Source organism: Mycobacterium sp., from assembly GCF_004298145.1.
Lineage (GTDB): Bacteria > Actinomycetota > Actinomycetes > Mycobacteriales > Mycobacteriaceae > Mycobacterium.
In genome coordinates, this window is the sequence record NZ_SCRH01000021.1 from 18,293 (window position 1) to 37,128 (window position 18,836).

Genomic DNA, 18,836 nt, shown 5'->3' on the forward strand with positions numbered 1-18,836 from the left:
TCGGCGCTAGATTCCTGTCCTGAAGATTGCAAAGGAGCGGCCGGTGCGATCAATCATTGCCGTCATCGTTGCGGTCGGTTGCGCGATCGTCGCGCTGCCGGCACCTGCGGCGTCGGCCGACGATGACTTCGTTGCCCTGGCGGTGTCCGTCGGAAGCGGACGGGCCGCCGGCTGGGGCACCGCCGGCAGTCAGGACCAGGCAAACCAAGTCGCGCTCGCCCACTGCACCGCCGAGGCCGGCGATGTCTGCGAAGTCGTGGCCGGCATGCACAACGGCTGCGCATCCGTGGCGTTCGACCGCCTCTCCGGCCGATTCCAGGGCGGCTCCGGCCCGGACGCCACGGCATCCGATGCGGACGCCCTGGCCAAGTTGGGTGCACCCAATGGGCGAATCAAAGCCTCACATTGCTCGTCCTGAAACCAGGGCGCCGATGGCCCGATGGCCACCGCGATTTCGGCTATCGTTTATTTAAATCGTCCTTGGTTCGTCGTCGATCGGCCCGCGCATAGAGGGGAGGCCATGGCCCACCTGAAGGCCGGTTTTGCGAAGCGCCCGGCCACCTGCGCGATTGTCCTGTTGTTCACCGGCGCGCTGGCCTGGGCAGCACCGGCAGCGGCGGACAACGCCGATGACGCGTTCCTCGCGGGCCTTGACAAGGGCGGGATCACGATGCTCGACGACGACGATGCGATTGCGATGGCCCACAACGTGTGCACCGGCATCCAAGCGAACCCCAACGTGTCGATGTTGGCAATCAGGTTGACGAAGCAAACGCCGTTGTCGCCGAAGCAATCCGGCTACTTCATCGGTGTTTCGGTGGCCAGCTATTGCCCCGAATACCGCGGCGACGTCGACCCGTCGCTTGGCTGGCTGATACCGCCCCCGATTCTGTGATTGCGCGGAGACGCGCTCAGCCCTGCGCGACGCCGGCAGAGCCGTTCTCATAGGCCGTGGTCAGCCAGAACACCGTGCGTTCAATCCCGGGCACAATCTCGGTGACGTCGATCTCCCCTTGGGCGAACCGGGTGAGAAGCCCGAAGACGACGCTGGTGAGGATCAGTTCGATGTCTTTACTGAACCCCGGATCAGATTGCGCCAGAACGGCTTTGGCGAGGGGGACGACGGCGTCGACGCCGCGCTGGATGAGGCGCTTTCCGCCGGGCCCCGAACGCGCCTGGAAGTAGGAGCGCAGCATCAGCGGGTGCCGTTCCCACGGCTCGAAGATGGTCCTCATCACGTGCATCAGGTCGACATACATCGAATCTCCGGGCAAATCGTCGATCAGCGACGGCAATCGCGCGTAGCGGTTGGTGTCCATCCACCCGTCAAGGGCCGCGACGATCAGCTCGTCCCGCGTCGGATACCGCTTGTAGATGGTCGCCAGGGAAACGCGGGCTCGTCGTGCCACCTCACGTAGCTGAACGGCCTCGTAGCCCTCGCGATCAAGCATCTCGACCACGATGTCCAGGATCGGGTCGGCCTGCCGCCCGGCAGCGCCTTCCACGGCCATCGCATCGGGTCCGGCCCCTTTTGCCCTCACAGTAACCATGTTACTGTGCGCAGGTGAGTAACGGCGTTACTCTGCCCTGATCTGGGCTGATGAACAAGAAACGAGGTAAGGCGCCGTGGGTTCCTTGGATGGCAAAGTCGCCTTCATCACCGGGGTGGCGCGTGGCCAGGGCCGCAGCCACGCGGCACGGCTCGCGCGCGAGGGCGCCAACATCATCGGCATCGACATCTGCGCCGACATCCCGGCCAACGGCTATCCGATGGCCTCCCGCGAGGAACTGGACGAGACCGTCGCCCTGGTCGAGCAGGCCGGCGGCAAGATGCTGGGCACGGTGGCCGATGTGCGCGACTTCGAACAAGTCAAGGCAGCGATGGATGCCGGCGTCGAGCACTTCGGCCGCCTCGACATCGTGTTGGCCAACGCCGGCATCGCGCCATTGGCGTTCCGCGAGTTGAGCATCGAGGAGGAGCTGGCGCAGTGGCGGGCGGTCACCGGGGTCAACCTCGACGGTGCCTATCACACGGCATGGGCGGCCGTTCCGCATCTGCTGTCCGGTAACCGCGGCGGGGTCATCATCTTCACCAGTTCGACCGCCGGCATCAAAGGCTTCGGCGGACTGCAGGGCGGGGGCCTCGGCTACGCGGCATCCAAACACGGCATCGTCGGACTGATGCGCACCCTGGCCAATGCGCTTGCAGCACTGAATATTCGGGTGAACACGGTGCACCCGACCGCGGTCAACACCATGATGGCGACCAACGACGACATGACCGAATTCCTGGAGAAGAATCCCGGCGCCGGTCCCCATCTGCAAAATCCGATGCCCGTCGGCATGCTGGAACCCGAAGACATCAGCGCGGCCATCGCCTACCTGGTCTCCGATGAGGCGAAGTACGTCACCGGCGTGACATTCCCCGTCGACGCGGGCTTCTGCAACAAGATTTGATATCCGGATGACCACGAACAACGCAACGGGCCGGGTCGCCGGCAAACGGGTCTTGATCACCGGAGCGGCGCGCGGCATGGGACGCTCGCACGCGGTGCGGCTGGCCGAAGAAGGCGCCGACTGCATCCTTCTCGATATCTGCTCCACCCCGGAGGGGTTGGAATACCCGCTGGCCACCGAGGACGACCTGAACGAGACCGCGAAACTGGTCGAGAAACACGGCCGGCGGGCGATCACCGAAGTCGTCGACGTGCGTGACGAGGCAGCCGTGAAGGCGGCGGTCGACGCGGCCGTCGACGAACTGGGCGGGCTCGACGGCGCCGTCGCCAACGCCGGCGTGCTCACCGTCGGCACCTGGGACACCACCACCGCCGCGCAGTGGCGACTGGTCCTCGATGTCAACCTCATCGGAGCCTGGAACACCTGCGCGGCCGCACTCCCCCACCTCGTCGAACGGGGCGGCGGAAGCCTGGTCAACATCAGTTCCTCGGCCGGCATCAAGGGAACCCCGCTGCACGTGCCCTACACGGCGTCCAAGCACGGCATCGTGGGCATGACGCTCGCGCTCGCCAACGAGCTTGCCGCACAGAATATTCGAGTCAACACCGTGCACCCCACCGGGGTGGCCACCGGCATGGCGCCACCGACGATGCACACCTTGATCGCCGAGCAGCGGCCCGACCTGGTGCCCATCTTCCTTAACGCGCTGCCCGCGCCGCTGATCGAAGCGTCCGACGTAAGCAATGCGGTGCTGTACCTCATATCCGATGAATCCCGTTATGTCACAGGGCTTGAGCTGAAGGTGGACGCCGGTGTCACAATCAGATGAGGCCTCCATTGCCGACGGTGCGCGACACGAGCGAGGGGTGCGAACCTTTGCCGAGGTGATGACGTTCGACCCGCCGGGCGGCCAGAGCCCTTTCAGCACAGGGTTGATCGACTTCGTCTTCGGTGAGGTGTGGTCACGGCCGGGGCTCAGCCGCCGCGATCGACGGTTCGTGACGTTGGCCTGTGTCGCGGCCGCCGACGCGCAGGCCCCGCTCGAACAGCACGTCCACGCGGCGTTGAACAGCGGCGACGTCACCATCGGCGAAATGCGGGAAGCCGTCCTGCATTTCGCCGTCTACGCCGGCTGGCCGAAGGCGTCGCGGTTCAACATCGCGGTGGACCAGGAGTGGGCCAAGCTCACCGAGGCACGCGGAGGGCCTCCGCCTCCCCCGGAGCCGTTGCTGCCGCTGGGCACCGCCAGCGACCCCGAGCAGCGGCTACAGGGGGGCGAAAGCTCGTTCAAAGAGATCAACTGCCTGCCGTTCGCGCCGATGCGCGACAACCCGTACTCGGGTGCGGGCATTTTGAACTTCGTCTTCGGCGAGATGTGGCTGCGGCCCGGATTGGGAATGAAGGAACGCCGGCTCATCACGGTGGCCTGCGTCGCCTTCCAGGACGCCGAAATCCCGATCATGTCCCACGTTTACGCGGCGCTGAAGAGTGGCGACGTCTCGTTCGAGGAGATGGACGAATTGGCGCTGCAGTTCGCGGCCTACTACGGCTGCGCCAAGGCGGACTACCTCAACCAGGTGATCGTGGAGCAGAAGCAGCGGGTGACGGCCGAAAACCAGGCCGACCAGACACCCGTCGGCTGACACAACGACGGAGGAAACTCAGCATGACGGCAACGGCGTCGTCGCCGGCGCTCTCGGGTGCGTTACTCATTGGCGGAGAACGCATTACCACGGCGTCGGGTGGAACCTATCGCCACGTCTATCCGGGCACCGGCCGGCCCAACGCGGCCATACCCATGGCCGGCCGAAGTGAGATCGACAGAGCCGTCGACAGCGCATGGGAAGCGCACCGGGAATGGATTTCCTACCCCGTCGATCGGCGACGCGATCTGTTGTTCGCGTTGGCCGATGCGGTGCGCGATCACTTCGCCGAGCTGACCGAGCTCAACGTGCACGACTACGGGGTCCCGATCTCGGTTGCCGGTAACTCCGTACTGACCGAGCGGTTCCTGCGCTACTACGCCGGTTACGCCGACAAGACGCATGGGGCAAGCACTCCCGTCGCCGGTGCGTTCGACGTCAACATCGTCGAGCGCGAGCCCTACGGCGTCGTCGCCGTCATCGCCCCGTGGAACGGGCCGCTGGTCGTCGCCGGCGCGGCCGTGGCGCCCGCGCTGGCGGCGGGAAACGCCGTCATCCTCAAACCCTCGGAGCTTGCGTCATTGGCGCCCGTGCGCTTTGGCGAACTCTGCCTCGAGGCGGGGCTGCCGCCGGGATTGGTGAACGTGCTGCCGGCCGGTCCGGAGGGCGGCGACGCGTTGGTCCGTCACCCTCGGGTCGGCAAGGTCCACTTCACCGGCGGTCAAGCGACCGCGCAGAAAGTACTCCAGGCCGCATCGCACAACATCACACCGGTGACGGCCGAATTGGGCGGCAAGTCAGCCTATCTCGTGTTCGCCGACGCCGACCTCGACATGGCCGCCGTCATCGCGGCCCACCAGGGACCCATCACCCAGGCGGGCCAGAGTTGCGCCTGCGCCTCGCGGATCCTCGTCGAAGCATCCGTGTACGTCGGCTTCGTGGAGAAACTCGTGACAACCGTGCAGTCCGCCAAGATCGGTGATCCGCTGCAGCCCGACGTCATGTTCGGACCCGTCATCACCGAGAACGCCGCCGAGCGCATTCTCGGCGTCATCGACCGAGCCGTCAGCGAGAAGGCCGGTGACCTGGTCACCGGCGGACGCCGGGTGGGCGGTGATCTCGCGTCCGGCTATTTCATCGAGCCGACGATCTTCACCAACGTCGACAACCGCTCGGCACTGGCGCAGATCGAGACCTTCGGGCCGGTGGCGTCCGTCATGCCGTTCGGTGACGAGGCCGAGGCGGTCAGGATCGCCAACGATTCCCGCTATGGTCTCAATGCGTTCGTGGCCACCTCCAACCTGGAACGCGCACACCGGGTCGCGCGCCGGCTGGAGGCGGGTTCGGTGTGGGTGAACCGGCACAGCGACATCGAGCCCCAAGGCCCCTACGGCGGATACAAACAAAGTGGGTTCGGCCGCACCGGCGGCATCGAAGGCCTCTACGAGTTCCTGCAGGTGAAGAACATTCGCATCGGCATGAGCTGACGAACAGAAATCAGCCGTACCGATGCGGAGCTGCTGCGAAACATCGTGCACATCAGGTATTTCCGCCGGAGGGGTACAGTCGCGTTCATGAATTTGGTCGAGTGGCTGCGGACCCCCCGCTACTTGCGGACCCGCCTCATGATGGAAACGCGGCCGCTGAACCGTCTCGAGATGGAGATCGTGTTCCTGGAGGTCGCCGCCCGCGACGCGTTGGTGCGCCTCCCTGTGGCATTCATGATTCTGCCCAAAACTACCCGCCCGTGGCGTGATCAACCGTCCAACCCGGAGCAGGACAAGTAGGGAATGCGTTGGTACCCGGGTCATTACGGGTGGCCGGGGTTGGGGCCATTCCGGCGGGCTGAGGTCAGCCGCGGCGGAATCGCTCCCGCAGCTGTGGGTCATTCTCCCACCACAGCCCCGACGGCGCGGCGCCTGCGCTCTCGGCACCGTTGACGCCGGCCGACTCGGCCTCGTCCAACTCGGCATCGACCGCGACCGCGTGCGCCTTCTCGTCGCGGGACAGCGCGCGCATCAGCAGCAGCACGAACGGCCATCCGACCAGATCCCCGAGGATCCACAGCACGCCGGCACCGATCGTCTGATCAAGGCGCGGATCGGGGCCCCAGGACCGTTGCAGCCCCGCGTAATACGTCGCGCCGATCAGCGGGCCCTGCCAGATGACCAATCCCAGGACACCGTCGCCGAGCGCCTCGACGACGGTGACCAGCAGCGAGATCGACTGCGGATACCTGCGGGGCACGGGATCGTCTTGCAGCCGGGCGTAGAAGTAGCCGAAGCCGAACGCCACCAACAGGATTCGCGTTGACGCACCGATCCACTCGTCCTGCAGCGCCGCGGAGTACCAGGGCGTCAGGTACAGCAGCCATGGGGTGGCGAGCATCGCCAGCGATGTTGTCGCCGGATGCACCAGCCAGCGGGCCAACCGGGTCGCCAACAGGCGATCGATGCGGTCGCGGCCGGCCGGCCCGGCGGCGTCGCGCAGGATGGTGACCGGCTTGGCCTGGGCGAGAAAGAACGGCACGACATAGAGCAGCAGTAACACCTGCAGCGCACGCACCCAGAACAGGATGTAGGCGTAGGCGCCGATCGCGCTGATCGTGGCCAGCACCCACACCAGCATGCCCACGGCGAAGCAGGCGGCGTGCGCCGCGCGGACCGGGTGTTCGGCGTCGCGGCCGCGCCGGTAGCACCACGCGTATCCGGCCGTGAGCGCGGCAATGACGGCCGCGGAGACGAGGTCGAGATGCCAGGTCTGAACCGCCGCGTCCCACATCAGCGGACCGGGATCGACGCGCACGAGCACCAGCGTATTGCTGACCCGACTCGGCTCAGCTGCCGACGGCGCCTTCGGACTTCGGGCCGCGGTCCTCGCCGGTGATGTACTTCGGGCAGTAGTGGGCGGCCGAGAGGTAGGTGAACTTGGCCGCGCTGGCGCCCTGGAAGGCCGGGTTCTGGTTGCGCAGGTCCGTCACGATCTTCGCGTCCGACTGCCCGTCGTCGAGCAGCGCACACACCGACTTGCCGATGGTGATCGCGTTGCCGGCGTCCTGGTAGGTGATGCCGGCGTCGCGCAGGTCCTTGAGGAAATCCTGATCGTTGTCGATGTCCGCCTGGGCCGGTGCGGCCAGGCCGATCATGGCGGCGACGCCACAGAGCCCCAGGAAAATTCGCATAACGGCCATGATCCTCCCAAACCTGGCGGCAATTGGCATTTCGACGCCCGCTAGGGGGCGCTCGTGGTGGCCGTGATCGCGCTCGGGCAGTACGTCTTGGCGGCGATGGCCGCGAATTGGTTGGCCTTGTCCTCGCTCAGCGCGGAGTTCTTGGACATCAGCGTCTTGACCGCGTCGGGCATCTGCGCGCCCTGGCCGACCGTGTCACACACCCATTTGCCCGCTCCCACCGCCTTGTCCTGGTCGGAAAAGGTGATGCCGGCCGCGTGCAATGACGCGATGAACGAGTCGTCGGTGCCGTCGGCGTACGCGGGCGCGGCCAGGCCGATCGCGACGGCGAGGACGGACAAGGCGAGGAGGACCTTCATGACTCAGCGATTCTCCCAGAAGCGTTGCCCGCGCGCATCTGCTGGCACCCGGCCGTCAACCTTCGGTTGACAGCCGTCATGCGTCAACCTACCGTTGACGGCATGCCCGAGCCCATCCGCATCGCCTATCCGATTCGCCTCGACGAGCTGATCAGCACCATCAAGACGACACACCCCGACGTCCTGGATCAGCTGACCGATGCCGTGCTGGCCGCCGAACACCTGGACGAGATCGCCGACCATCTGATCGGCCACTTCGTGGACCAGGCCCGCCGCTCCGGAGCTTCCTGGACCGACATCGGCAAAAGCATGGGCGTCACCAAACAAGCCGCCCAGAAGCGATTCGTCCCGCGCGCCGAGGCCGCGACCCTGGACCCCGAGCAAGGTTTCGCGCGGTTCACCCCGCGGGCGCGCGGCGCGGTGGTGGCGGCCCAGAACGCCGCGCACGAAGCGGGCAACAGCGAGATCACCCCGGACCACCTACTGGTCGGGGTGCTCGCCGACGCGGCCGCCCTGGCGACGGTGTTGCTGCGCCTGCAAAAGGTCGACACCGAGGCGCTGCGCGACGCCGCGACCGCGTCGATCGCCGCGTTGCGCTCGGAAGATCAACCGCCCGAACTCATCCCGTTCAGCGGGCCGGCGCGCAAGGCGCTCGAATTGACCGTGCGCGAGGCACTTCGGCTCGGCCACAACTACGTCGGCACCGAGCACCAGCTACTGGCGCTGCTCGAGCTGGAGGCCGGCTCCTCCATCCCGGGACCGCTGCACCGATGCGGCGTCGACAAGAGCCGGCTGGAGGCGGATCTGATCGCGGCACTGGAATCGCTCGGCGCCGGCAAGAACGTCGCTGCCGGCGCCGACGGAGCCGGTTGACCGGTGCCGCCGACCCCTCCCTTCGGCAGCACCGCGTGTGCGATCATGCGAGGGTCCCCGCGACGGTGCCAAGGAGGCAAGACATGGCGAAAATGCGCCGCTGGCTGGTATCGGTGTCCGCCTTTGTGGTTGCCGCTGCGAGCATCACCGCCGCGGCGCCGGTCCCCCGCGCGTGGGCCGGTGACGCGCCGATCGGCCACATCGGGGACACGCTGCGGGTGGACGCCGGCACGTTCATCGCGGACGTGACCGTGAGCGGCGTGGCGCCCTGCGACCCGCCGCCGGGGTTCGGCTACACGCGCGAAGGCACCTATAAGGGCTTCCCGGGCAGCTCCGTCGAGCGCGCCGATGTGACCATTCGCGCGATCCGGGTGCCCAATCCGTACGTCATGGCGACCATCTTCAGCTTCAACGGAGTGACCCCGAACGCCGACGCTTACAAGCCGCGGGCCTCCGATGCACCCGACGCGCTGGACAACGTGCTCGTCAACGCGCCGAACGGGGCGATCGTGCGCGGCGGCGTGTATTGGGATGCCTACCGCGATCCCGTCTCCACCGTCGTCCTGCTGGACAAGAAGACGGGCTATCACCTCGCCCAGTGGAATCTTTGACCCGAACAGTCCACGTCGCCCGGGCTGATTCCGGCGACGCCGTAGAGCTGGCCAGCCTTGCGGCACAAACCTTTCCGTTGGCATGCCCACCCACCGCGACTCCGGAGAACATCGCGTCGTTCGTTGCGGCCAACCTGTCGGCCGAGCGCTTCGCGGAGTACCTCGCCGATCCGGACCGGGTGATCCTCACCGCGACGCTGGGCGGCCGAATCATCGGTTACGCCATGCTCGTTCGCCACGCCACCGACGACGCCGCCGAGCTGTCCAAGATCTACGTGCTGCCCGCGTATCACGGCGGTGGGGTGTCGACCGCCCTGATGGACGGCACGCTGGCCACCGCCGAAGAGCGGGGCGCGCACCGCGTGTGGCTGGGGGTCAATCAGGCGAACGAACGCGCGCAACGCTTTTACGCCAAGAGCGGCTTCAGGATCAGCGGCACCAGGACGTTTCAACTCGGCGACGGCCTCGAGCACGACTATGTCATGGTTCGCGAGCTCGGCTAGCCGCCGCGGTCAACGCCAGGAGCCGGGAAGTCGCCCGTAGGTACTTTTTTCGGTATCCGCCGGCCAGCATCTCCTCGCTGAAGATGGTGTCCAGCTTGGCACCCGATGCCACCACGGGAATGCCGGCGTCATAAAGCCGGTCGGTCAGCGACACCAGCCTCAGCGCCACATTCTGGTCGTCGATGCCGTGCACGCCGGTCAGAAACACCGCGCTCACACCCTCGATCAACGTCAGATACCGCGACGGGTGCATGGTGGCCAGGTGCGCGCACAGCGCGTCGAAGTCATCGAGCGTCGCCCCGTCGACCTGCGCGGCGCGCGCCGCCACCTGTTCGTCGGACAGCGGCCGCGGGGCCGGCGGCAGTCCGCGGTGCCGGTAGTCGGGTCCCTCGATCCGCACGGTGGTGAAAATGCTTGCTAGCGTGTTGATCTCGCGCAGGAAGTCCTGTGCCGCGAAGCGCCCCTCGCCGAGCTGTTCGGGCAACGTGTTGGAGGTGGCGGCCACCGACACCCCGCGCTCGACCAGCGACGAGAGCAGCCGCGCGATCAGCGTGGTGTTACCCGGGTCGTCGAGTTCGAACTCGTCGATACAGACCGCCGTGTAGGTGGCCAGCAGGTCGACGCATTCGACGAAGCCGAACACCCCGGCGAGCTGGGTGAGCTCCGCGAAGGTCGCAAACGCCTTGGGAGCCGGCCCATCCGGTGCCCCACCCGGTGCCCCACCCGGTCCCTGGCCGGGCAGCTCGTAGTAGGCCGACGCCAGCAGGTGTGTCTTGCCCACCCCGAACCCGCCGTCCAGGTACAGCCCGACGCCGGGCAGAACCTCCCGCCGCCCCAACAGTTTTCGCCGGCCCGCACGGCGCTGCGCGGCCTGCCGGCAGAAGTCTCGACACGCCGCGACCGCGGCGGTCTGCGTCGGCTCGACCGGATCAGGCTGGTACGTCGCAAAGCTCACGTCGGCGAACGTCGGGGGCGGTCTCAATTGGGCGATCAACCGCTCCGGCGACGCCCTCGGATGCCGATCCACCAGGTGGGCCACGCCGCCCGAAGTGCCCGCGGAGGTGGACCCGTGCATGCAGGAACTGTAGCGGCGTGCTGCAATCAGACACATGCCCGAGACGCCGCTGTCGCTGCTCGGCTCCGTGCGCGAACTCGACGACGGCGAACTCCCCCGGATCTACGGCTATCCCGAACAACAGGGCACCTGGGTGCGGGCGAACTTCATCACCAGCGTCGACGGCGGAGCCACCTCGGGTGGCAGCAGCGGCGCCATGGGTGGCCCGGGCGACCGCTTCGTCTTCAACCTGCTGCGTGAACTCGCCGACGTCATCGTGGTGGGCGCGGGCACCGTGCGGATCGAGGGCTACTCGGGCGCGCAGCTGAGCGCCGCCCAGCGTCAGCACCGGCAGGCCCGCGGACAAAGCGAAGTCCCGCCACTGGCGATCGTGACCAAATCGGGTCACCTGAACCGGGACATGGCCGTGTTCACCCGCACCGAGGTGCCGCCACTGGTGCTCACCTGCACCGCGGCGGCCGCTCAGACGCGGCGGCTGCTCAGCGGCCTGTGCGAGGTTCTCGACTGCTCCGGCAGTGACCCCGAGAAGGTCGACGAGGACACCCTGCTGGCCACCCTCGGCGCGCGCGGGCTGCGCCGCGTTCTCACCGAGGGCGGGCCCACGCTGCTGGGCTCGCTGATCGAGCGCGACATGCTCGACGAGCTGTGCCTGACGATCGCGCCCTACATCGTCGGCGGCCAGGCGCGACGCATCGCGACCGGCCCGGGCCAGCTGCTCACCCGGATGCGTTGTGCCCATGTCCTGACCGACGCTGCCGGCTACCTTTACACCCGCTACGTCAGGGCCTAGCTACTGTGGTCCGCATGACTCGGCCGTACACGCGCGCCACGATCCTGGTTGCGGTGACCGCGTTGCTGGCCGGCTGCGTCCCGGGCCTGGCCGCGAATCCGCGCTTCGCCACCAATTCCGGTGCGCGGCCGCAGGGGGCGCCCACCTCGAAGCCGTCGCCCGGCGGACCGCCCCCGGTCTCCGCACCCAAGAACGACCTGGCCTGGCACGACTGCACCTCGCGGGTTTTCGCCGACGCGGCGGTTCCCGCCGCCGCGGGCGTCCAGCTGGATTGCGCGAATTACGACGCCGACCTGGACCCGGTCAACGGCGGGGGCGGCAGCCTGAGCATCGGCGTGGTGCGCGCCCGCTCGAATCAGACGCCCCGCGATGCCGGGCCGCTGGTCTTCACCACCGGCTCGGATCTGCCGTCCTCGGCGCAATTACCGGTCTGGCTGTCCCGGGCCGGCGCCGACGTGCTCGCCGCCCACCCCATCGTCGCCGTCGACCGTCGCGGCATCGGCATGTCCAGCCCCATCGACTGCCGGGACAAGCTCGACCGTCAAGAGATGCACGACCAGTCACAATTCCAGACCGGCGACGATCCCGTGGCCAACCTGTCCGCGGTCGCCAACACGGCCACCACCAACTGCACCGACGCCATCGCCCCGGGCGCCACCGCGTACGACGACGCGCACGCCGCCTCCGACATCGAGCGGTTGCGCAGCACGTGGGACGTGCCCGCCCTGGCGCTGATCGGAATCGGCAACGGCGCGCAGGTGGCGCTGGCCTACGCCGGATCGCGGCCGGACAAGGTGGCCCGCCTGATCCTCGACTCACCGGTTGCGTTGGGCACCAACGCCGAAGCCGCCGCCGAGCAACGGGTCAAGGGACAGCAGGGGGCGCTCGACGCCTTCGCCGCCCAGTGCGTCGCCGTGAACTGCGCGCTGGGCCCCGACCCCAAAGGCGCCGTCAGCGCTCTGCTGGCCGACGCCCGCGCCGGTAAGGGTCCCGGTGGCGCGTCGGTGTCACAGCTCGCCAACGCCATCACCGTCGCGCTGGGCCTTCCCTCCGGCGGCCGCGTCAACGCCACCACCAATCTGGCCAACGCGCTGGCGGCCGCCCGCTCCGGCGACGCCAATGGGCTGAACAACCTGATCAACCACGCCAACGCCACGCAGGACTCCGACGGTCAGTTCGTCAACGTCTGCAGCGACGCGGTCAACCGCCCCACGCCGGACCGGGTGCGTGAGCTGGTCGTCGCCTGGGGCAAGCTCTACCCCCAATTCGGCACCGTCGCCGCGCTCAACATGGTCAAGTGCGTGCACTGGCCCACCGGTTCGCCGCCGGCCACACCGAAGACCCTGAAGGTCGACGTGCTGCTGCTCGGTGTGCAGAACGACCCGATCGTGGGAACCGACGGGGTCGCGGCGACCGCGGCCAGCATCATCAACGCCAACGCGGCCAGCAAGCGGGTGATGTGGCAGGGCATCGGCCACGGCGCCAGCATCTATTCGGGCTGCGCGGTTCCGCCGCTGATCGGCTACCTCAACAGCGGCAAATTGCCCACCACCGACACCTACTGCCCGGCCTGATGCTGCATTGATGCTGCGTTCGGCGAGCCGGCTGCGCCGGTGTACGGTGCGCTGGTGACGGCAGCTGAATCGACCCGAACCGGCTCGCGTGATTGGCTCCTGGCCGCCTTTCGACCCCGCACCGGCGCACCGAGCGTGGCGAGCATTTTGCGGTCCGCGTTGTGGCCGATCGCCATCCTCTCGGTGCTGCACCGCAGCATCGTCATCACCACCAACGGCAACATCACCGACGACTTCAAGCCCGTCTACCGGGCGGTGGTGAACTTCCGGCGCGGCTGGGACATCTACAACGAGCACTTCGACTACGTCGATCCGCACTACCTGTACCCGCCGGGCGGCACGCTGCTGATGGCCCCGTTCGGATACCTGCCCGAGTATCCGTCGCGCTACCTGTTCATCCTGATCAACACCGTGGCGATCCTGCTCGCCTGGTACCTGCTGCTGCGGATGTTCAACTACACGCTGTCCTCGGTGGCCGCGCCCGCCCTGCTGCTGGCGATGTTCTGCACCGAGACGGTGACCAACACGCTGGTGTTCACCAACATCAACGGCTGCGTGCTGCTCGCCGAGATGCTGTTTTTGCGCTGGCTGCTGGACGGCAGGATCAGCCGCCAGTGGTGGGCCGGCGTCGCGATCGGTTTGACGCTGACGCTCAAGCCGGTGCTCTTGCCCCTGCTGTTGTTGCCGGTACTGAACCGCCAGTGGCGGACGCTGGTGCCCGCCTTCGTGATTCCCGTCGTCGTCAACGCGGCCGCGTGGCCTTTGGTCAGCGATCCGATGGACTTCGTCACCCGAACGGTGCCCTACTTCCTGGGCACCCGCGACTACTTCAACAGCTCGATCGAGGGCAACGGCGTGTACTTCGGCCTGCCCACCTGGCTGATCGTGTTCCTGCGCATCCTGTTCACGCTGCTCGCGATCGGGGCCCTGTGGCTGCTGTATCGCCACTACCGCACCCGGGACCCGCGGTTCTGGTTGACCAATTCGGCGGGGGTGCTGCTGCTGTGGTCGTTCCTGGTGTCGTCGCTGGCCCAGGGCTACTACTCGATGATGCTGTTCCCGTTCCTGATGACGGTCGTGCTGCCCAACTCGCTGATCCGCAACTGGCCGGCGTGGCTGGGGATCTACGGCTTCATGACCCTTGACCGCTGGCTCCTGTTCAACTGGATGCGATGGGGCCGCGCGCTGGAGTACCTCAAGATCACCTACGGCTGGTCGCTGGTGCTGATCGTCACGTTCACCGTGCTGTACTTCCGCTTCCTGGACGCCAAGGCCGAGAACCGGCTGGATGACGGCATCGATCCGGCGTGGCTGACGGCCCGGCCGTCGCGCGCTAGCGTGGATGTATGACCCGTCCCAAAGTGGAGCTGACCGACGACGAGTGGCGCCAGAAGCTCACGCCGGAAGAGTTCCAGGTGCTGCGCCAAGCCGGTACCGAGCGGCCCTTCACCGGTGAATACACCGACACCAAGACCGAAGGCGTGTACCAGTGCCGCGCCTGCGGTGCTGAATTGTTCCGCAGCACAGAGAAATTCGAATCGCACTGCGGCTGGCCGTCGTTCTTCGACCCGGCGCAATCCGACGCGGTGATCCTGCGGCCCGACCACTCCCTGGGAGCCACGCGCACCGAGGTACTGTGCGCGAACTGCCACAGCCACCTGGGTCACGTGTTCGCCGGTGAGGGGTATCCGACGCCGACGGATCAGCGGTACTGCATCAACTCGGTCTGCTTGCGGCTGGTGCCGAGCGAATAACGTCGCGAGACTGCAACTGCTGACGGCGCCACCCGCTCAATAGGTCGCCGGTTACGGTCTCGCGGGGAAAGTCGTCAGTCCACCCGGTTGGCGTGCACTTCCCAGAACGGCGCCAGCACCCGGCCACCCTCGAGCCAGGGCTCCATCGCGCGGAACCGTTCCAGCAACTCACCCACCTGATCGGCCATGTCGGGATTGCGCGCGGCCATCATTTGGATGGACTCGGCGCTGATGTTGACCTGGTAGGTGGTAGGGCCCATATAGGCGATCTCCCAACCGGCGGCCGGAAGCACATCGCGAAACTCGTTCTCGGACAACGACCGCAGCATTTTGAAACCGTTGACGTTGTGCTCGCCGAACTCGAACATGTACAGTCGCGCGCCCGGCTTGGTGGCTCGTCGCAGTGCCTCCAGGTAGGAGGTTCGCAGCTCGGGCTCGGTGCTGAAGGTGTGGTAGAAGGCGCAGTCGACCACCGTGTCGAACCGGCCGTCGAACCCGTCCAGCTTGGTGGCGTCGGCCAGCTCGAAATTCACCGATACTCCGGCCTTTTGGGCGTTCTCCCGGGCGCGCTCGATGGCGCCCACCGAGCCGTCGATGCCGGTCGCCGAATAGCCCTTCGAGGCGTAGTAGATGGCGTGGTGGCCCGGTCCGGTACCCGGGTCGAGCACCTCACCCTTGATCGCACCCACCGCCACGAGCTGCTGGACCACCGGCTGCGGGCCGCCGATGTCCCAGGGCGTGGCCGCGGGCAGTCCATGCGACGTCCGGTCGTCGCGGTACATCTGCTCGAAACGGGTGGGATCGGTGGCGTCGAACGGGGTTGTCATGGCAGGGCTTTCACCAACTGCTCGACAGACACCCGGGGGCCGGTGAAGAACGGCGTCTCTTCGCGGGTGTGCCGGCGGGCGTCGGTGGCGCGCAGCTCACGCATCAAATCGACGATGCGGTGCAGTTCGGGAGCCTCGAACGCGAGGATCCACTCGTAGTCGCCGAGCGCGAACGCCGGCACCGTGTTGGCGCGGACGTCCTTGTATGCGCGGGCCGCCATGCCGTGCTCGGAGAGCATGCGGCGGCGCTCCTCGTCGGGCAGCAGATACCACTCATAGGAGCGCACAAAGGGATACACACAGATGTAGGCGCCGGCCTCCTCGCCGGCCAAAAACGCCGGGATGTGGCTCTTGTTGAACTCGGCCGGACGATGCAGGGCGACACTGCTCCACAGCGGCGAGCTGGCCCGCCCCAGCGCGGTGGTGCGACGGAAATCGGCGTAGGTGGCTTGCAGGGATTCGACGCGTTCGGCGTGGGTCCAGATCATGAAGTCGGCGTCGGCCCGCAGGCCCGCCACGTCGTAGAGGCCGCGCACCACGACGCCGCGTTCCTCCTGCTGTTTGAAAAACCTCGAGGCTTCATCGATGACGCCGTCACGTTGTTCTCCGAGCTCACCCGGCTCCACGGAGAACACCGAGAACATCAGGTAGCGGATCATGGAGTTGAGGGAGTCATAGTCAAGCTTGGCCATGAAACCTATCGTGCCACTTGTCGATCTCAGTCTTCGATGGCCTTGGTCACACGTTCGGCCGCGCGTCCGGCCGCGCCGACGCAGGCCGGCACGCCGATGCCGTCGAGGTAGCTGCCCGCCACCGCGAGCGTGGGCGGCAGGCCCGCCCGCACCTCGGCGACCAGATCGGCATGGCCGGGGCCGTATTGCGGCATGGCGTCGATCCAGCGCTGCACCCGGACGTCGATGGGCTCGACGGTCAACCCGAATACGGTGGCCAGGTCGCTCAACGCCCAGGTCAGCAGCTCGTCGTCGGAGGTGCTGGCCGCCACGTGATCACCAAAGCGCCCGAACGACAGCCGCAGCAGCTGCTCGTCCGCGCGGGTACCCCACTTGCGAGACGACAGCGTGATGGCCTTGGCCCGCAACCGCTCACCGGTGGCCACCAGCACGCCCGAACACCCGGGGAACGCGGTGTCAGCCGGCACCGCCAGCGCCAGCACCGCCGACGATGCGCTGGTGATGCGCCCGGCGGCGGCGACACTCCGCGGGGCGATGTCGGCGAGCAGGCGGCACGACTCGTGCGCGCGAACGGCCAGGATCACCGCATCGGCGGGCCAGCGGGCGCCGGTGTCGTCGAACACCGCCCAGCCCGCGGCGGCGCGCTCGAGCCGCGACGCGGCGGCGCGCACCCAGCGCGGCCGGGCGCGCGCGACGAGTTCGTCGACCAGCACCCGGTACCCGCCCTCGAGCGCCCCGAACACCGGAGCGCCGGTGGCCGGCGGCAACGCGTGGCCGATGGCGGCGGTCAGGCTGGTGGCGCCGCGGTCCAGGGCCGCGGCCACGGTCGGGGCGGCCGCGCGCAGGCCGATGGTGGCCGCCGAACCCGCGTAGACACCGCTCAGTAACGGATCCACCGAGCGCGACACCACCTGGTCGCCGAACCGGTCGCCCACCAGGTCGGCCACCGCGGGGTCGCTGCCGGCGTGCCACTCCAACGGGCGGGACGGTTCGGCGTCGATGCGGGCGACGGTCGCCTCGTCGACCAATCCCGCCACCGACGCCGCCGACGACGGGATCCCCACGACCGTGCCCGTGGGCAGCGGGCACAATTGTTGCCGGCTGTAGATCAGCGGGCGCGCACCGGTCGAAACCAGCTGGAGCCCAGTCAAATTCAGTTCATCCAGCAGCGCCGGCAGCTCGGGCCGGCGCAGCACGAAAGCCTCGGCACCCAGATCCATCGGCACTCCGCCGACCAACTCGGTACGCAAGATGCCGCCGAGCCTCTCCCCCGGGTCGAACAGCGTGATGGCCGCGTCGTCACCGAGGGCCATGCGCAGCCGGTAGGCCGCCGTCAGCCCGGAAATCCCGCCTCCGATAACACAATACGAACGGGACGTCATAGCGAGTGGACCAGCGACACCAGGTCGGTCAACACTGCGGGGTCGGTTTCGGGCAGCACGCCGTGGCCCAGGTTGAAGACGTGACCGGCCGCGCCGGCGTCGACCGCGCGCCGCCCGTCGTCGACGACGGCGCGCGCCGCGCGTTCGGTCACCGGCCAGCCCGCCAGCAGGACCACCGGATCGAGGTTGCCCTGCAACGCCGTGCCGGGTTCCACGCGGGCCGCCGCGTCGGTGAGCGAGGTTCGCCAATCCACGCCCACCACGGACGATCCGACCGCCGACATCGCGCCCAACAGTTCGGCGGTGCCGACCCCGAAATGCGTCATCGGCACGCCGTAGTCGGCCAGGGCAGCGAAAATCCGGGCGCTGTGCGGCTGCACATAGCTGCGGTAATTCGCCAGTGACAGGGTCCCGGCCCACGAGTCGAACACCTGAATCGCGTCCACCCCGGCGTCCAGCTGCACCCGCAAGAAGCCCACGGTGATGTCGGTCAGCTTCTCCATCAACGCGTGCCAGCTGTCGGGCTCGGCCAGCATCATCGCCTTGGTGCGCGCATGGTGGCGACTGGGACCGCCCTCGATCAGATAGGACGCCAGCGTGAACGGCGCACCCGCGAAGCCGATCAACGGAACGTCGCCGAGCGCGGACAGCAGCAACGTCACCGCATCGGAAATCGGCTGAACCCGTTGCCGCTCAAGCGGTTTGATTGCACCCACATCGGCGGCGGTACGCACCGGCGACTCGATCACCGGCCCGACCCCCGCGACGATGTCCAGGTCGATGCCGGCGCCGAGCAACGGCACCACGATGTCGGAGAACAATATCGCCGCGTCGACGTCGTGGCGGCGCACCGGCTGCAGGGTGATCTCGCAGACCAGCTCGGCGTCGAAACAGGCCGACAGCATGTCGTGCTGGGCCCGCAGCGCCCGGTATTCGGGCAGCGACCGACCGGCCTGCCGCATGAACCACACCGGAACCCGGTGGGGTTTGCGACCGCCGGCGGCGGCCAGATACGGCGACGCGGGAAGGTCGCGGCGGGTAGGCGCACTGCTGTTCGTCGGCCTGTTCATCGGCCTCAATGCTGCCATGACCGGAGAACGCCGAAC

At 67.6% G+C, this 18,836-nt stretch carries 23 protein-coding genes; 14 read left to right on the plus strand and 9 right to left on the minus strand.

Going from position 1 to position 18,836, the window contains the following annotated elements:
- The first annotated feature begins 43 nt into the window (after window positions 1-43).
- The gene (locus EPN51_RS07775) at window positions 44-418 is read left to right on the plus strand and encodes a DUF4189 domain-containing protein (protein ID WP_293039902.1); all 375 of its coding nucleotides are present in this window, start codon (window positions 44-46) and stop codon (window positions 416-418) included.
- Window positions 419-520: 102 nt separating this feature from the next.
- Window positions 521-895, plus strand: a complete 375-nt coding sequence (locus EPN51_RS07780) for a DUF732 domain-containing protein (RefSeq protein ID WP_293040110.1) — start codon at window positions 521-523, stop codon at window positions 893-895.
- Window positions 896-911: 16 nt separating this feature from the next.
- Here the strand turns inward: EPN51_RS07780 and EPN51_RS07785 are convergent, their stop codons facing one another.
- Window positions 912-1,505 carry a TetR family transcriptional regulator gene (locus EPN51_RS07785; protein ID WP_293040112.1) on the minus strand — a complete coding sequence of 198 codons (594 nt, stop codon included), beginning with the start codon at window positions 1,503-1,505 and terminating at the stop codon, window positions 912-914.
- A 121-nt stretch (window positions 1,506-1,626) separates the two neighbouring features.
- Between EPN51_RS07785 and EPN51_RS07790 the strand changes: the two genes are divergently transcribed.
- The 5 genes from EPN51_RS07790 to EPN51_RS07810 all read left to right on the plus strand — a co-directional run bounded on the left by EPN51_RS07790 (window position 1,627) and on the right by EPN51_RS07810 (window position 5,887).
- Window positions 1,627-2,457, plus strand: coding sequence for a mycofactocin-coupled SDR family oxidoreductase (locus EPN51_RS07790; RefSeq protein WP_293039905.1), 831 nt, complete (start codon window positions 1,627-1,629; stop codon window positions 2,455-2,457).
- 7 nt (window positions 2,458-2,464) lie between these two features.
- Window positions 2,465-3,286 carry a mycofactocin-coupled SDR family oxidoreductase gene (locus tag EPN51_RS07795; RefSeq protein WP_293039908.1) on the plus strand — a complete coding sequence of 274 codons (822 nt, stop codon included), beginning with the start codon at window positions 2,465-2,467 and terminating at the stop codon, window positions 3,284-3,286.
- Window positions 3,270-4,100, plus strand: a complete 831-nt coding sequence (locus EPN51_RS07800) for a carboxymuconolactone decarboxylase family protein (RefSeq protein ID WP_293039911.1) — start codon at window positions 3,270-3,272, stop codon at window positions 4,098-4,100. Before EPN51_RS07795 ends, EPN51_RS07800 begins: the two co-directional genes overlap by 17 nt.
- Before the next feature lie 23 nt (window positions 4,101-4,123).
- The gene (locus EPN51_RS07805) at window positions 4,124-5,587 is read left to right on the plus strand and encodes an aldehyde dehydrogenase family protein (protein ID WP_293039914.1); all 1,464 of its coding nucleotides are present in this window, start codon (window positions 4,124-4,126) and stop codon (window positions 5,585-5,587) included.
- Window positions 5,588-5,674: 87 nt separating this feature from the next.
- Window positions 5,675-5,887 carry a hypothetical protein gene (locus tag EPN51_RS07810; RefSeq protein WP_293039917.1) on the plus strand — a complete coding sequence of 71 codons (213 nt, stop codon included), beginning with the start codon at window positions 5,675-5,677 and terminating at the stop codon, window positions 5,885-5,887.
- Between the two features lie 64 nt (window positions 5,888-5,951).
- Here the strand turns inward: EPN51_RS07810 and EPN51_RS07815 are convergent, their stop codons facing one another.
- Genes EPN51_RS07815 through EPN51_RS07825 form a run of 3 tightly spaced genes read right to left on the minus strand, consistent with a single transcriptional unit; the run spans window position 5,952 to window position 7,649 of the window.
- Window positions 5,952-6,905 (minus strand): cytochrome c oxidase assembly protein, encoded by a 954-nt coding sequence (locus EPN51_RS07815; RefSeq protein ID WP_293039920.1) that lies wholly within the window; start codon window positions 6,903-6,905, stop codon window positions 5,952-5,954.
- 31 nt (window positions 6,906-6,936) lie between these two features.
- A complete protein-coding gene (locus EPN51_RS07820; RefSeq protein WP_293039923.1) occupies window positions 6,937-7,281 on the minus strand; it encodes a DUF732 domain-containing protein in 345 nt (114 codons plus the stop codon).
- Between the two features lie 50 nt (window positions 7,282-7,331).
- On the minus strand, window positions 7,332-7,649 hold the full coding sequence (locus EPN51_RS07825; protein WP_293039926.1) for a DUF732 domain-containing protein: 318 nt from the start codon (window positions 7,647-7,649) through the stop codon (window positions 7,332-7,334).
- Window positions 7,650-7,751: 102 nt separating this feature from the next.
- Between EPN51_RS07825 and EPN51_RS07830 the strand changes: the two genes are divergently transcribed.
- The 3 genes from EPN51_RS07830 (at window position 7,752) to EPN51_RS07840 (ending at window position 9,636) form a co-directional block, all read left to right on the plus strand.
- A complete protein-coding gene (locus EPN51_RS07830; RefSeq protein ID WP_293039929.1) occupies window positions 7,752-8,522 on the plus strand; it encodes a Clp protease N-terminal domain-containing protein in 771 nt (256 codons plus the stop codon).
- A gap of 92 nt (window positions 8,523-8,614) precedes the next feature.
- Window positions 8,615-9,133: a hypothetical protein gene (locus EPN51_RS07835; RefSeq protein WP_293040114.1), complete on the plus strand. Its 519-nt coding sequence runs from the start codon at window positions 8,615-8,617 to the stop codon at window positions 9,131-9,133.
- A complete protein-coding gene (locus EPN51_RS07840) occupies window positions 9,121-9,636 on the plus strand; it encodes a GNAT family N-acetyltransferase (protein WP_293039933.1) in 516 nt (171 codons plus the stop codon). Before EPN51_RS07835 ends, EPN51_RS07840 begins: the two co-directional genes overlap by 13 nt.
- On the opposite strand, the gene zapE is transcribed toward EPN51_RS07840, so the two are convergent.
- Window positions 9,614-10,747, minus strand: coding sequence for a cell division protein ZapE (zapE, locus tag EPN51_RS07845; RefSeq protein WP_293039936.1), 1,134 nt, complete (start codon window positions 10,745-10,747; stop codon window positions 9,614-9,616). The two genes, EPN51_RS07840 and zapE, sit on opposite strands and share 23 nt — an antisense overlap.
- On the opposite strand from zapE, the gene EPN51_RS07850 reads away from it, so the two are divergent.
- From EPN51_RS07850 to msrB, 4 genes are read left to right on the plus strand one after another with little or no spacing between them, the layout of a single operon-like run.
- Window positions 10,746-11,501 carry a pyrimidine reductase family protein gene (locus EPN51_RS07850; RefSeq protein ID WP_293039939.1) on the plus strand — a complete coding sequence of 252 codons (756 nt, stop codon included), beginning with the start codon at window positions 10,746-10,748 and terminating at the stop codon, window positions 11,499-11,501. The two genes, zapE and EPN51_RS07850, sit on opposite strands and share 2 nt — an antisense overlap.
- A 14-nt stretch (window positions 11,502-11,515) precedes the next feature.
- Window positions 11,516-13,075, plus strand: a complete 1,560-nt coding sequence (locus EPN51_RS07855) for an alpha/beta hydrolase (protein WP_293039942.1) — start codon at window positions 11,516-11,518, stop codon at window positions 13,073-13,075.
- Window positions 13,076-13,114: 39 nt separating this feature from the next.
- Window positions 13,115-14,425 carry an arabinofuranan 3-O-arabinosyltransferase gene (gene aftC, locus EPN51_RS07860; RefSeq protein WP_293039945.1) on the plus strand — a complete coding sequence of 437 codons (1,311 nt, stop codon included), beginning with the start codon at window positions 13,115-13,117 and terminating at the stop codon, window positions 14,423-14,425.
- A complete protein-coding gene (msrB, locus tag EPN51_RS07865) occupies window positions 14,422-14,829 on the plus strand; it encodes a peptide-methionine (R)-S-oxide reductase MsrB (RefSeq protein WP_293039948.1) in 408 nt (135 codons plus the stop codon). Before aftC ends, msrB begins: the two co-directional genes overlap by 4 nt.
- A 74-nt stretch (window positions 14,830-14,903) precedes the next feature.
- On the opposite strand, the gene EPN51_RS07870 is transcribed toward msrB, so the two are convergent.
- From EPN51_RS07870 to hemE, 4 genes are read right to left on the minus strand one after another with little or no spacing between them, the layout of a single operon-like run.
- The gene (locus tag EPN51_RS07870; protein ID WP_293039951.1) at window positions 14,904-15,656 is read right to left on the minus strand and encodes a class I SAM-dependent methyltransferase; all 753 of its coding nucleotides are present in this window, start codon (window positions 15,654-15,656) and stop codon (window positions 14,904-14,906) included.
- On the minus strand, window positions 15,653-16,348 hold the full coding sequence (gene hemQ, locus EPN51_RS07875) for a hydrogen peroxide-dependent heme synthase (RefSeq protein ID WP_293039954.1): 696 nt from the start codon (window positions 16,346-16,348) through the stop codon (window positions 15,653-15,655). Before hemQ ends, EPN51_RS07870 begins: the two co-directional genes overlap by 4 nt.
- Window positions 16,349-16,374: 26 nt before the next feature.
- Window positions 16,375-17,730: a protoporphyrinogen oxidase gene (locus tag EPN51_RS07880; RefSeq protein ID WP_293039957.1), complete on the minus strand. Its 1,356-nt coding sequence runs from the start codon at window positions 17,728-17,730 to the stop codon at window positions 16,375-16,377.
- A complete protein-coding gene (gene hemE, locus EPN51_RS07885; RefSeq protein ID WP_293039960.1) occupies window positions 17,727-18,800 on the minus strand; it encodes a uroporphyrinogen decarboxylase in 1,074 nt (357 codons plus the stop codon). Before hemE ends, EPN51_RS07880 begins: the two co-directional genes overlap by 4 nt.
- Between the last annotated feature and the right edge of the window lie 36 nt (window positions 18,801-18,836).